The organism is Chryseobacterium sp. JJR-5R (assembly GCF_034047335.1).
Lineage (GTDB): Bacteria > Bacteroidota > Bacteroidia > Flavobacteriales > Weeksellaceae > Chryseobacterium.
The window spans coordinates 1,422,319-1,434,385 of the sequence record NZ_CP139137.1; the positions used below are offsets into that span (position 1 = coordinate 1,422,319).

The following is a 12,067-nucleotide window of genomic DNA, read 5'->3' on the forward strand; positions in this document are numbered from 1 at the left end:
TTTATAAATCATTTTTGGTAATTACTAATAAGTCTGTTGAATATTTTAATTCTTTTTCAAACAAGATATCTTCATAAGTATAATCAGAAATAAAAGTATTATTGGATAAATCGATACTCTCAGATTTCATTGAACCTGACTTTATACTTTTTAACGATTCAAATAAAAATCTCTGCATTTTTAACAGAGTGATTCGAACAAAATCAGGATAAAAAAATAAAGTGGCTGGCAGGGTAATGTTTCTTTGTCTTTTTGTTCTTGCAATTTCCTCAAAGACCAGGTCACAGTCAGAACCTATTTTTAGGATCTCTACCGTGCTGAAATGATTTTCAAGAAGTTGTTTTAGGCTTTTATAAGAATATTCTTTTAGATGAAATATGTTCCACGGTTTCTGGATATAATTGAAAAGACGGTTTTTTCTGTCAGGTGTGGAAATAAGTAAAATTCCCTTTGGAGCTAACAATTTTTTTAACTGGGTAATATATTCAGAATCATTTTTAACATGCTCTATGACCTGAAAAGAAGTAATTACATCGAATTTTTCATTTCCCAATCCAGAATATGTAATAAAATCTAGATTAGGCGATATATATTCCTTCTTGGCAAAATCTACAGCTTCCTGACTTATATCGACACCAAATACATATTCTGCAGTTTCAGATAACATTTTAGCACCATAACCCGAGCCGCAACCAAAATCTAATACTTTTTTACCTGCTGTAAACTGTTTAGCATATTCATATGTTGCAACATGCACAAGGTGAAGGTACAATTCTGGTTTATTTTTAAAATCTTTATTTAAAATATGCCTTTCGCCCGTATCTTTCATAATACCGTTTTTAAAACAAAATTAATAATTTAAGCCAGTTCAAAAAGCGTAATTTCCGGCAAAACGCCAACCCTTCCCGGATAGCCCAGTACCCCAAAGCCACGGTTCACATACAGCATTTTCCCTTCGCTTTCGTATAAATCCGCCCATTTGGAATATTTATACTGAACCGGGGACCATCTTACATTTTTAAGGTCCAGGCCAAACTGCATGCCGTGTGTATGGCCCGAAAGCGTAAGGTGTACATTTCCGGGATGCATTTTTACGACATAATCGAAATGGGTAGGGTCGTGGCTCATCAATATCTTGGCTGCAGATTCCGGTACACTTTTTAAGGCATCATCCAGTCTCCCGAATTGAGGGAAAGGTTTTAAACCCCAGTTTTCAACGCCCAGGATATATAATTTTTCACCGTTCTTTTCGATAATCCTGTGTTCATTACGGAGCATATCGAAGCCGGCCTGTTTTTCATATTCAATCAGGGTATCAAGATTCTTTTTTTTGTCACCCGGGGAAGCCCAGTTTACATAATCGCCGTAATCATGGTTGCCAAGCACCGCAAGCTTGCCGTCTTTCGCTGTAATCTGTGAAAACAGGGGAATAAACGGCTTGAATTCATCAGCCACATTATTCACCATATCTCCGGTAAACAGCACCAGGTCAGCTTTCTGTTCATTGATCAGGTCAATGGCATGCTGCAGTTTGGACGGGTCTGAAAAGCTGCCGCTGTGGACATCTGAAATCTGGATGATTTTATAGCCTTTAAAGCTTTCCGGAAGATTGGCCAGCTTTACTTTTACTTTTCTCACTTTATGGCGGTACCGCCCAAAGGTAATCCCGTCAATGAACAGCGCAGAAAGCACGCCTCCCAGTCCCAGTCCGACCAGGCTTAAAAACTTCCTCCTTTCCGGGAAAAAATGTTCCGTCGGCCTTGAAAGCCCGATCAGGTAGCTGCCGGTTCTGAAAATATCATCAATCAGTAGGAACAAAACCACGAAAATTTTAGGCAGGATAAAAACCAGGAAAAACGAGATCATAATCTGGGCTCTTACCATGCTTCTGTCTGCTCTGCTGAAATGGGTTACTTCGTAAGCGAAAAATCCGTAGACAGCCAGTGAGAAAACCCAGTAGCCGGTCCTCAGCCAGAAATTGTCTGTAAGCGTCCTGATGGCCTGATAGATATAGACTTCCAGAAAGAGGAAGATCACCGCAATGATAAAAAAGTTTCTTTGCATAACTTAACTGGTTGTAAAAAAGCACAAAGAATGATTCCCTGTGCTTTTATTTATTTTGTTGGTTTAAAACAGATTAAGGAAATTTGTATACAATAGCATTGATGTTCATTCCGGCACCTACCGAAGTCATCACAATGTTACCTTTTTCTTTAAACGTATGACCTTCCATTTTTCCTTTAATAATTAAATCATACATCGTAGGAATGGTAGCAACAGAAGAGTTCCCGAATTCCTGGATTGTCATTGGGGAAACCGAATGGTCGTATTCTTTGATGCCGTAAAGCTTGTGAAGCCTTTCGATCATTGCATAATCCATCTTGGCATTGGCCTGGTGGATCAGGATCTTGCTGATGTCTTCAATGGAAAGGCCAGCATCATCAATGGTTTCCTTGATGGCGGCAGGAACATTCTTAAGGGCATACTCGTAAATTTTTCTTCCCTGCATTCTTACGTACAGGCGGCTCTGGTCAGATTCTTTGTTGATGGAAGGCCCGTTGGCCAGGTAATCCAGCTCCAGACCGTTGTCACATATCGTGTTGCGGGCAATAATCCCTACATTTTCTTCGTCAGTGGCCTTTACCACCACTGCTCCGGCTCCGTCTGCAAAAATCATCCTGTTTCTGTCATGCGGGTCTGTTACCCGGCTCAGTGTTTCTGAACCGATGATCAGAATGGTCCTGGCAACTTTGGCTTTAATCAGGTTATCAGCGAGGATCATGCCTTCCACCCATCCCGGGCATCCGAAAAGCATGTCATAGGTAATGCATTTCCTGTTTTTAATCCCTAATTTATTTTTTACCCTAGCAGCCATAGTCGGCATGAAATCAGCGTATCCGTGCACGGAAACTTCCCCGAAATTACTGGCATAGATAATGTAATCCAGCTCTTCCTGGTCTATTTTGGCATCTGCAATGGCTATTTTCGCAGCCTCATACCCGATTTGTGAATTGGAAAGATCTTCATCAATGAATCTTCTGTTTTCTATTTCTGTAATTTCAACAAATTTAGCAATCGTTTCTTCTGCTGGTTTATCAATCTTTATTCCGTCATCTGAATAAAACTCTGAATCTAAGAAATAGTCTCTCCCGATAATTTTGCCGGGAAGATAAGATCCGGAACCAATAATGATCGTATTCGGCATTCGTTTATATGATTTTTAAAGAGGCAAAGTTAATAATTAATATTAACAACAAAGAATTAAAAATATTATTAAATTTGCAAAAATTGTACTTTACAGTCTTATGAAAAACAATGCGTCTTTAAAAGGCTTAGTTATTGCAGTTGTGGCATTTATCGTTGCATTCGGAGTTTACTTCCTGTTTTTAGCCAAGAAGAATTATTATGTAGTGGATAACCCTACGCCGGATACCTATTATTATACCATCAACAACGGTTCGGAAGGTACTATTGCAGGAGGTCAGACTGTTCCCGTTGACCTTAAGAAGGGAAAAAATTCGATTAAAGTTTTCGACCGTAACAAAAAAATGCTCTTTGATTCTGCTTTTGAAGTAAATAAAATCCGCGGGCTGATTAATATTGCCCATCAGGATTATTACATCAATGATCAGTATTACGGATACAATCTTAAAAAAGATTCATTACTTTTGGCACTGGATAAGACCGTGATTGACGGAAAGCCGTATTTTGGGGGAGCCAGGCGCTTCAGTAAATTATTTACTGATGATTTTTATTACAATGTGGACGAAGATTACGATAAAGTGATCAAAAACATCCAGCAGGTGGAATCCAGATCAAAGATCTTCAGGAAACAGGATTACCTTAATTATTATAAAGAATATTACAAGTTTTAAGTTTTGACAAAAGATATTACTAAAATTACGCCCTACAACTCTGAAGCTACGAAGAAGAGCCAGGTAGAAGATATGTTTGATAACATAGCACCGAAATATGATCTTCTGAATCATGTGCTGTCCATGAAAATTGACGTTTTATGGAGGAATACACTGGTAAAGTGGATGAAAAATGATAACCCGCAGGAAGTGCTGGATGTAGCTACAGGAACGGGAGATCTTGCCATCACCATTGAAAAGGGGACAGGCTCCAAAGTGATCGGTTTGGATTTATCGCAACAAATGTTAAATGTTGGCGTTATTAAAATAAAAAAACTTAAATTAGACGGCAAAATTTCCATGCAAAAAGGGGATGCGGAGAACCTGCCTTATGAGGACAACAGGTTCGATGCGGTATCCGTTGCATTCGGAGTGAGGAATTTTGAAAACCTTACCAAAGGTTTGGCAGAATTAAGAAGAGTGGTTAAAGATAACAAGAGTGTTTATATACTGGAGTTTTCAAAGGTTGAGGGTTTCTTAGCACCATTTTATATGTTTTACTTTAAAAATGTATTGCCTGCCATCGGCAGACTGGTCTCTAAGGATAACAGGGCATACACATACCTTCCGGATTCTGTAAATGCTTTTCCTTTCGGGGAAAAAATGAGACAAATTCTTTTAGATACAGGATTTAAAAAAGTTGAATATAAAAAACTAAGTTTAGGTATAGCCACAATTTATAAAGCAACAAAGTAACCTATGAGTAAATTTTTATTAAAAGCACTGGTTTTAGCCTCAGTAAATGTTGCCGTGTTATCAAACGCGCAATTCAGAACCCGGAACAGAATGGATAAGCTGGAAGACTTTGACGAGCAGAAATTCAGCTGGGGGTTCTATCTGAACGGAAACAGGCTGGACTACCGTATCGTTCTTAATCCAAGATACGGTATGAATAATAACCAGAACCTGGTTACATCCAAAGAGAGCTACAGTTTCGGTGCCGGATTAATTGCAAAATGGAGGCTGAACGACTATCTGGATGTAAGACTGGAACCGGGGTTACAATTCGGGCAGAGACAGCTGACATTCAATACCCAGTCAAATGACCAGTATGCTGCGGGGACTTTGACGAACGATCCGTTTATTCCTATCCCTTTAACGGAGAGAGACCGTGTAAGGGAGATCAAGACTACTTTGGTAGATGTTCCCGTGCTGTTGGAATTCCACGGCTTGAGGTGGTACAACTCCAGGCCCTATGTAGCCGCAGGGGTAAACTATATTGTCAACCTTCAGTCCAACTCAGATTCTACGGATGATAACTTTCAGCAGGTATTCAGGTCTACCACGCACAATTTTGCCTGGTCTGCGGAAATGGGGATCCAGTTCTACTTTAGTAAATTTAAGCTGACACCGGCCATCAGGGGTACCTTTATCATGAATAATGAAATTGTTGCAGATAATGCCGCCACGCCTCCGTACTGGACATCAGCCATGTCGACATTACAGACAAGAGCAGTATTTTTTGTGCTGAAATTTGAATAAAAATTATTTTTAAGATAGAAAAGGGAGATGCATTTTGTGTCTCCTTTTTGCTTTGAATCAAAATATAGCGCGTTTTATTTTTGTTAGTATTAATATTTTGTTATTTTTGCTAACAGTTAGAATATACAAAACCTGGAATGCTTCAAGATTTAGAAAACCATTTTTCAGAATTAGAGAAAAAGATTTTGCTATTACAAAAAAATTACAAAAATCTTGCTGAAAAATTTTCGGAACTGAACAAAGAGCATGGAGAACTGAAGAAAAAATATGATGAGGAGAGAAAAAAAAGCCAGGTATTAGCAGAAGAACAAAAAAATATAAAGCTTTATTCAGCAATATCAGGAAACCCTGAACATAACCGGTTGATGAAAAACCATATCAACAGGCTGGTGAAAGAAGTGGATTTCTGTATTGCACAGCTTCAAAACAGCGGATTATAATGGAGGTAAGAAGAATAACCATCAATATTGCAGGAAGGGTATATCCGCTAAACGTACCGGCAGCAGAAGAAGAAACACTGCGTAAGGTAGGGAAGCAGATTGAAAATATGATTAAAGATTTTGAACAGAATTTCGATGTAAGAGACAAACAGGATGCTTTGGCCATGTGTGCCCTTAAACTGGGAACCAATGCCGAAGTGGTGTCTGCCAACTACGAAAAGACAATACATTCTGCCGGAGACAGGCTGGTGCAGATCAGCAATTCCCTGGGTGAAGTAAGTGAAGTGAAATAAAATAAAATAAACAGGGAATAGATTTTTTTCCCGAAAAAACTGCCTACAATAATTCTAACACATTAAAGGTAAACTCAACGCTAAACAATTACCGAACAAATGTCCATCGAATGGCGTGCCGGTCCGTCCGGATTACAGACAGTGGAAATCAGTTCAAATCGTGTTGATTAGGAGTTTACTCTATATCACTGAATTGTTGTAGGCTTTTTTTTATCTGATACAGAAGACAATTAAAACTTAAAATAAATTATGATAGAAATTATAATTGGCATTATTTGCCTGGTAATCGGTGCAGCAGCAGGGATGTTTTTCTCAAGAAGCTCACTCAATACCAAAGCAAAATTTATTATAGACGATGCAAAGAAAAATGCTGAAAATTTTGTAGAAAAAGCCAACGTACAGGCCGAATCCATAAAAAAAGAAAAAAACCTTCAGGCGAAGGAAAAGTTTCTGGAACTGAAATCCCAGCATGATGCCGATATCCAGGCACGCGAGAAAAAAATGCAGGAGATTGAAAAAAGAACCAAAGACAAAGAACATAAGCTGAATGACGAACTCAGCAAAGTAGGAAAACTTGAAAAAGACCTGGACAGGCAGATTGCAGATTATGCCAAGAAGGCAGAGGCACTGGAAAGAAAACAGCATGAGCTGGATTCTGCAACCGCTAAAAAAGTGGAGATCCTTGAAAAAATAGCTAACTATACCGCAGAAGAAGCCAAAGCAGAATTGGTGGAAACGATGAAGGCAGAAGCAAAAACAAGGGCTCAGGCACATGTACAGAGCATTATGGAAGAAGCTCAGCTTAATGCGAAAAGCGAAGCAAGAAAAATTATTATCCAGACCATCCAGAGAATCGGGACGGAACAGGCCATTGAGAATTCCGTATCGGTCTTCAACATTGAATCTGATGAGGTAAAAGGAAGGATTATCGGTAGGGAAGGGCGTAATATCCGTGCTTTGGAATCTATTACGGGCGTGGAGATTATTGTTGACGATACCCCTGAAGCCATCCTTCTTTCATGTTTTGATCCCGTAAGAAGAGAAATCGCAAGACTTTCCCTTCACAGGCTGGTAACGGACGGAAGGATCCACCCGGCAAGGATTGAAGAAGTGGTGGAGAAAACAAGAAAACAGATCGAAGAAGAAATTATTGAAGTAGGTAAGAGAACAATCATTGATTTGGGCATCCACGGATTGCATCCTGAACTGATCAAGATCGTGGGAAGAATGAAATACCGTTCTTCATACGGACAGAACCTGCTGCAGCACTCCAGAGAAGTAGCGAACATTGCTGCAACCATGGCTGCTGAACTGGGATTGAATGTAAAACTGGCGAAGAGGGCAGGATTACTGCATGACATCGGTAAGGTTCCGGAGCAGGAATCAGAACTTCCTCACGCTTTATTAGGAATGCAGTGGGCAGAGAAATACGGTGAAAATGCAGAAGTGATCAATGCCATCGGAGCTCACCATGACGAAGTGGAAATGACTTCTCTGCTGTCACCGATCATTCAGGTAGCCGATGCCATTTCAGGAGCAAGGCCGGGAGCGAGAAGACAGGTGCTGGAATCTTACATCCAGAGGCTGAAAGACCTCGAAGCAGCGGCATTAAGCTTTGACGGCGTTTCATCAGCTTACGCCATCCAGGCAGGTAGAGAACTGAGGGTAATGGTAGAAAGCGGAAAAGTAAATGACGAAGTGGCTTCCCAGCTGTCTTATGACATTTCAGAAAAAATCCAGAACGAACTGACCTATCCGGGACAGGTAAGAGTAACGGTAATCAGGGAAACCAGAGCCGTGAATATAGCAAGATAATCACTGAAAAACATATTCAATCTATAAACCTTTCAAGAAATTGGAAGGTTTTTTATTTGATCCTAGTCAACAGGACAGAAATTCCCCTGACACTCTACGAACATTCATTCTGTACCATCAGCCTCCGGTAAAATGAAAGCAGGAGCATATAACGGAATGAGGGATTATCCGGAAAGAATAATGTCAAATGGAAATGGGCAGGCCGGCTTTCGGCAAAATAAAAAATTTTTACTTCTTGAAAACAGCAGTGCCTTCAAAGAGATTGATAAATGCATCAGTACTGTTATACGCATATCTGGAAAATGGTATCTCAGGATGAACAAAATAATCTGGCAGGCAGGGAGATAGCTTTAAAATAAGCCTGTGTAAAAAATCCATCAATGCAATGAAACCGTTAAAGCTTCAAACCTTCAGTAAACTAAAATAAGCACCGGGTCAGGATGCTTATTTTAGGTATAGAAGAAACCAGCTGACAGCGGTTAATTTGCTGCAGGTGTTAGTTAAGGATACCGGACAGCACCGTCCAATTCTATCGGGTTGTTATGCTTTTTTATATACTGTTGTTCGTTTTTTGTAAGTTCTTTATAATCCGGTACAAATGCCTTTCCGTCTTTATCCTGCCAGCGTACTTTTACATTTCCTGTCTTCATTTCCCTGTACGGGTCATTATAGTGGTCTTTCTGTAATTTAATCCATTGTTTTCCCGTAATATCCAGAGGCCGTGCAGACAGATACTGTATATTGGTGGTCTCATCTTTTTTTATTCCGGTAAATGAAAATTCATAGTTGTTTCCGGTATCTTTCATATACACGATCAGTCCGGGCAGCCCGTCAAAAACATAGGGTCCGTTCTGTAAAGCGATATCGGTGGTGAACCATGCTTCCCAAGTACGGCCGGAATAGGCAAGCATTGCTTTCTGGCAGTTGTAATCCCCTATCTTTTTGGTGACTTTACTGATTTCCCATTTAAAAACGGGGCTTTTGCCTGAAATTCTGTAAAGATCCCTGAGTATAACGGTAAATCTGTTAGTTTTTTTCTCTTTGGTATCTTTGATCACCATAAAATGGTAATCGTATTTTTTATGAACGTTCTCACCGGCTTTTTCCTTTTCAATCACTACAGAATCGTTCATGGACTGATCTTTAGAATAAAACTTAGATTTATTATCTTTGATCAGCAGAATCATATCATTAGTCTGAATTTCTTTGGATAATGAGTCCGGTTTATAATTCATCCGGTAATAAATCTTATAACTCTGTGCATAGGATACATTAGAAAATATGCTTACGAAGGTGAGTATTTTAAATACATTTTTCCATTCCATAATATTGAATTGCTTTTTGTTTTAAAGGATTTGTGCTCCATTCTTCCCATTCGCCTGTATAGGGATTATAGCCGCATTTTAAAGGTTTTGAGACATCAAGTCCGGCTTCATTCGTATGTAAGCGTTCGGTATACGCTCTGCAATCAGTGCATACATATCTGAATTCGCAGTCCTTACAGCCTTCTATGTCATCTTTGGTCAGGTTCCAGTACCGTTTGAAGTCTTTATGGTGAATGCTTTCTTCTAAAGTCGTATCTTTAATATTTCCAAAGCTTTCCGTCATAGAAGGACAGTTTTTTATATTCCCGGCGCTGTCAATTGATAGTTTACAGTTTAAGCAGGAATTATGATGGATTGATTCTGAAATAATTTCAAGGTTGATCGAATCAATATTCCCCTGTATGGTTCCGCAGTTTTCAGGACCCCCGACTGATTTTTGTACATACTGAATTTTATGATCTTCTGCCGGTCCGGTTAATAGTTGTTCATTTAAAGTATAAACTGTAACCGTACTGACCATCGGAAGCTTGGCAATTTCTCTTAAATCAGCGATTGTTCTCTTTGAATTTGAGTATTCCGGGATGCTGATTTCAAGCTGGATATCACGTAATCTGTTGTACGGGTCATTATTCAGGTAAACAATATATTTTTTCAGCTCCTGCAGTCTTTTTTCGCTGAAACAGCGGAACAGTATAGCCTCCACGCCTAATGTTCCTGCTTCACGGCTTATTTTTGTTATCGAAGTGAGGGCCGTTTCCGCATCAACATCAATAATCATGTTGGTAATCCTGCTCGGGCTGTGCCATTTCATATCTATGGACGGGAAAGCATCTGTTTCATCATGGGATACCTGAAAAATGAGATCATTTTTCTGTAGAAATTTTTTATAGGATTTCAACAGGTCACCATTACCAGGGTATAATTCCTGCAAGTTTTCAAAATCAATTTCTTTGGTAAGCATTTCATACAGTTCATTGGAGATATACCAGTAATTATTTTTTGTCAGATCAAACAACAGGGAGCGCGTATATCCCTTTACAGGAATAATATCAGCATACAGCTTATAAACCATTTTTAAATTTCAGAATTTGGATATTTTTTTATAGAATTTTTTGCTTATGTATATTCCTGATCCGTTTAGTAAAGAAGATTTTATATTTAAATCCCGGTAATCAGGAAGTTTTTCATTCGGGCTGAACAGTTGGTCCAGGTCTCTTAAAATGTAAGACCCCTTGTTTCTTTTAATTGTATTTTTTAAATGATCAGGCATACGCTTTTTTCTGTATTAAAAATTCCGCGACCTTTTTCTCCAGGTGGTAGTTGCACGGCAGGGAAACCATCCCGAATTGCCCTACGGTGTTTATTTCTAAAAAAACATATCTTCCGTTTGTATCTTTGATCATATCTATCGAGCCGGAAGAAAGGTTTAGATCGCTCATCAGGTTAATTAAATTTTCTTTTATCATCTGCGGCAGATGATAGGGTACACATCTGTTAGGATTAAAAATATCGTAGTTCCTGAAATCTGTTTTCGTTTTATTGTTTTTAGAAGAAAAGATGGCCATAGAATAGAATTCCCTATCCAGATAAAATATTCGCAATTCATACTTCTTCTCAATGTTTTTCTGAAATAAAGAAGGAGTGAATTCTTTGATCTTACAGCTTTTAACCATCTGTGTATGCGTGCCGTACATGCCTTTAAGATCAGAGAAAGTAACACCTTCGAAAATCGGTTTGGTAATCAGGCATTTATTCAGATCCGTTATCCTTGATAAAGATGCCTTGCTGTTGGCAATATAGGTTTCAGGGATATGCAGGTTGTGTTTTTTTGCCAGTCTCAGGACTTCAGCTTTATCAATTTTCAGAGAATCCTTATAGTAGTCAAACCATTTCCATCCCGGATAAAAATCATACAGTATTCTTAAAAACCTGTTTCTTTCAGCGGCATGAAACTTGGCGAATTTTATTAAATTCTGGTCAATTTCATTTTCCTGTTTAATGATATCATCGTATACCATATCTATAAATCTCCTGCACCATACGACCTTTATATTTTTCAGGTCGATTTTTTTGTTATTGACTTTATCAAAAATCTCCAATTCGTGGTCATTCAGATTGACAAACAGGTCATAATATTCAGGATCGGTTATCTGGTCAACGTTCATTCTTATAAAAGGGACGCGGTAATAATTCAGCCAGTCGCAGACACTGTTGGTCGTCAGTTCCAGATCTGCTTTCGATATAATTAAAATTTCTGTCATAATTCCAATCCTTTCATTTCCTGGGACATATGATTCAAGTAGATGTCATGCCGGTCTTTATAAAACCTTTTATACTCCCCGATAAACAGGTAGTTTTTATTACCGGAAGTAAAATATCTTTTATAAATTTTTTTCCTGCCTTTTCGGTAATTTTCACCAAAGCAGGTGACTTCCTTGTTATAGAGCTTAACCGTTACCGTATCATCATTCCGAAGCACTTTTTCCGGAATATCTTTTACGATAAATAAGCTGTAATACACGTCATTGCCTTTTTCTTTTTTAATTTGTCTCAGCCGGTCATAGTAGGTGAAAACCAGTTTTCCGTACTTCCGGTAAAAAATCCGTCTGCCTAGATGCCGTCCGCCATAGCTGTGAAATTTAATGTCATAATCATTGCTCGTAAATAAGTAGCGGTACCTTTCATCCTCTTTATGCCAATCAGAAACGGTTACATGGTAACCTGAGCATGAGAACAACAGAACTAAAGAAACGAAAGCCAATAAGAATTGGCTTTCTGGTATTTTAATTTTAAACATA

At 38.8% G+C, this 12,067-nt stretch carries 14 protein-coding genes; 7 read left to right on the forward strand and 7 right to left on the reverse strand.

Going from position 1 to position 12,067, the window contains the following annotated elements; genetic code table 11:
• Position 1: 1 nt before the first annotated feature.
• From SD427_RS06545 to SD427_RS06555, 3 genes are all read right to left on the reverse strand, one after another.
• On the reverse strand, positions 2-829 hold the full coding sequence (locus tag SD427_RS06545) for a class I SAM-dependent methyltransferase (RefSeq protein ID WP_320560474.1): 828 nt from the start codon (positions 827-829) through the stop codon (positions 2-4).
• A gap of 29 nt (positions 830-858) precedes the next feature.
• Positions 859-2,064 carry a metallophosphoesterase gene (locus SD427_RS06550; protein ID WP_320560475.1) on the reverse strand — a complete coding sequence of 402 codons (1,206 nt, stop codon included), beginning with the start codon at positions 2,062-2,064 and terminating at the stop codon, positions 859-861.
• Between the two features lie 73 nt (positions 2,065-2,137).
• Positions 2,138-3,205, reverse strand: a complete 1,068-nt coding sequence (locus SD427_RS06555) for a ketoacyl-ACP synthase III (protein WP_320560476.1) — start codon at positions 3,203-3,205, stop codon at positions 2,138-2,140.
• Between the two features lie 100 nt (positions 3,206-3,305).
• Between SD427_RS06555 and SD427_RS06560 the strand changes: the two genes are divergently transcribed.
• The 7 genes from SD427_RS06560 (at position 3,306) to SD427_RS06590 (ending at position 8,292) form a co-directional block, all read left to right on the forward strand.
• Positions 3,306-3,875 (forward strand): hypothetical protein, encoded by a 570-nt coding sequence (locus SD427_RS06560; RefSeq protein WP_320560477.1) that lies wholly within the window; start codon positions 3,306-3,308, stop codon positions 3,873-3,875.
• Positions 3,876-3,947: 72 nt separating this feature from the next.
• Positions 3,948-4,610 carry a bifunctional demethylmenaquinone methyltransferase/2-methoxy-6-polyprenyl-1,4-benzoquinol methylase UbiE gene (gene ubiE, locus SD427_RS06565; RefSeq protein ID WP_320561026.1) on the forward strand — a complete coding sequence of 221 codons (663 nt, stop codon included), beginning with the start codon at positions 3,948-3,950 and terminating at the stop codon, positions 4,608-4,610.
• Between the two features lie 3 nt (positions 4,611-4,613).
• Complete coding sequence (locus SD427_RS06570) at positions 4,614-5,396, forward strand: porin family protein (RefSeq protein WP_320560478.1); 783 nt, start codon at positions 4,614-4,616, stop codon at positions 5,394-5,396.
• A 137-nt stretch (positions 5,397-5,533) separates the two neighbouring features.
• Positions 5,534-5,836 (forward strand): hypothetical protein, encoded by a 303-nt coding sequence (locus tag SD427_RS06575; RefSeq protein WP_320560479.1) that lies wholly within the window; start codon positions 5,534-5,536, stop codon positions 5,834-5,836.
• Complete coding sequence (locus SD427_RS06580) at positions 5,836-6,129, forward strand: cell division protein ZapA (RefSeq protein ID WP_320560480.1); 294 nt, start codon at positions 5,836-5,838, stop codon at positions 6,127-6,129. The genes SD427_RS06575 and SD427_RS06580 overlap by 1 nt, the downstream gene beginning before the upstream one ends.
• Positions 6,130-6,378: 249 nt before the next feature.
• On the forward strand, positions 6,379-7,944 hold the full coding sequence (gene rny / locus SD427_RS06585; RefSeq protein WP_320560481.1) for a ribonuclease Y: 1,566 nt from the start codon (positions 6,379-6,381) through the stop codon (positions 7,942-7,944).
• Between the two features lie 132 nt (positions 7,945-8,076).
• Complete coding sequence (locus SD427_RS06590; RefSeq protein WP_320560482.1) at positions 8,077-8,292, forward strand: hypothetical protein; 216 nt, start codon at positions 8,077-8,079, stop codon at positions 8,290-8,292.
• Between the two features lie 152 nt (positions 8,293-8,444).
• Here the strand turns inward: SD427_RS06590 and SD427_RS06595 are convergent, their stop codons facing one another.
• The 4 genes from SD427_RS06595 to SD427_RS06610 all read right to left on the reverse strand — a co-directional run bounded on the left by SD427_RS06595 (position 8,445) and on the right by SD427_RS06610 (position 12,066).
• Entirely contained in the window at positions 8,445-9,269 is an 825-nt protein-coding gene (locus SD427_RS06595; protein WP_320560483.1) for a GLPGLI family protein, read from the reverse strand.
• Positions 9,247-10,341 (reverse strand): grasp-with-spasm system SPASM domain peptide maturase, encoded by a 1,095-nt coding sequence (gene gwsS / locus SD427_RS06600; RefSeq protein ID WP_320560484.1) that lies wholly within the window; start codon positions 10,339-10,341, stop codon positions 9,247-9,249. The genes SD427_RS06595 and gwsS overlap by 23 nt, the downstream gene beginning before the upstream one ends.
• A gap of 190 nt (positions 10,342-10,531) precedes the next feature.
• Positions 10,532-11,530: a grasp-with-spasm system ATP-grasp peptide maturase gene (gene gwsG / locus SD427_RS06605; RefSeq protein WP_320560485.1), complete on the reverse strand. Its 999-nt coding sequence runs from the start codon at positions 11,528-11,530 to the stop codon at positions 10,532-10,534.
• Positions 11,527-12,066: a hypothetical protein gene (locus tag SD427_RS06610; protein ID WP_320560486.1), complete on the reverse strand. Its 540-nt coding sequence runs from the start codon at positions 12,064-12,066 to the stop codon at positions 11,527-11,529. The genes gwsG and SD427_RS06610 overlap by 4 nt, the downstream gene beginning before the upstream one ends.
• Position 12,067: the final 1 nt, after the last annotated feature.

Coding starts and splice junctions, on each gene's coding strand:
- SD427_RS06545 (WP_320560474.1), bottom strand. CDS start 829: ATGAAAGATACGGGCGAAAGGCATATTTTAAATAAAGATTTTAAAAAT.
- SD427_RS06550 (WP_320560475.1), bottom strand. CDS start 2,064: ATGCAAAGAAACTTTTTTATCATTGCGGTGATCTTCCTCTTTCTGGAA.
- SD427_RS06555 (WP_320560476.1), bottom strand. CDS start 3,205: ATGCCGAATACGATCATTATTGGTTCCGGATCTTATCTTCCCGGCAAA.
- SD427_RS06560 (WP_320560477.1), top strand. CDS start 3,306: ATGAAAAACAATGCGTCTTTAAAAGGCTTAGTTATTGCAGTTGTGGCA.
- ubiE (WP_320561026.1), top strand. CDS start 3,948: ATGTTTGATAACATAGCACCGAAATATGATCTTCTGAATCATGTGCTG.
- SD427_RS06570 (WP_320560478.1), top strand. CDS start 4,614: ATGAGTAAATTTTTATTAAAAGCACTGGTTTTAGCCTCAGTAAATGTT.
- SD427_RS06575 (WP_320560479.1), top strand. CDS start 5,534: ATGCTTCAAGATTTAGAAAACCATTTTTCAGAATTAGAGAAAAAGATT.
- SD427_RS06580 (WP_320560480.1), top strand. CDS start 5,836: ATGGAGGTAAGAAGAATAACCATCAATATTGCAGGAAGGGTATATCCG.
- rny (WP_320560481.1), top strand. CDS start 6,379: ATGATAGAAATTATAATTGGCATTATTTGCCTGGTAATCGGTGCAGCA.
- SD427_RS06590 (WP_320560482.1), top strand. CDS start 8,077: ATGAAAGCAGGAGCATATAACGGAATGAGGGATTATCCGGAAAGAATA.
- SD427_RS06595 (WP_320560483.1), bottom strand. CDS start 9,269: ATGGAATGGAAAAATGTATTTAAAATACTCACCTTCGTAAGCATATTT.
- gwsS (WP_320560484.1), bottom strand. CDS start 10,341: ATGGTTTATAAGCTGTATGCTGATATTATTCCTGTAAAGGGATATACG.
- gwsG (WP_320560485.1), bottom strand. CDS start 11,530: ATGACAGAAATTTTAATTATATCGAAAGCAGATCTGGAACTGACGACC.
- SD427_RS06610 (WP_320560486.1), bottom strand. CDS start 12,066: ATGTTTAAAATTAAAATACCAGAAAGCCAATTCTTATTGGCTTTCGTT.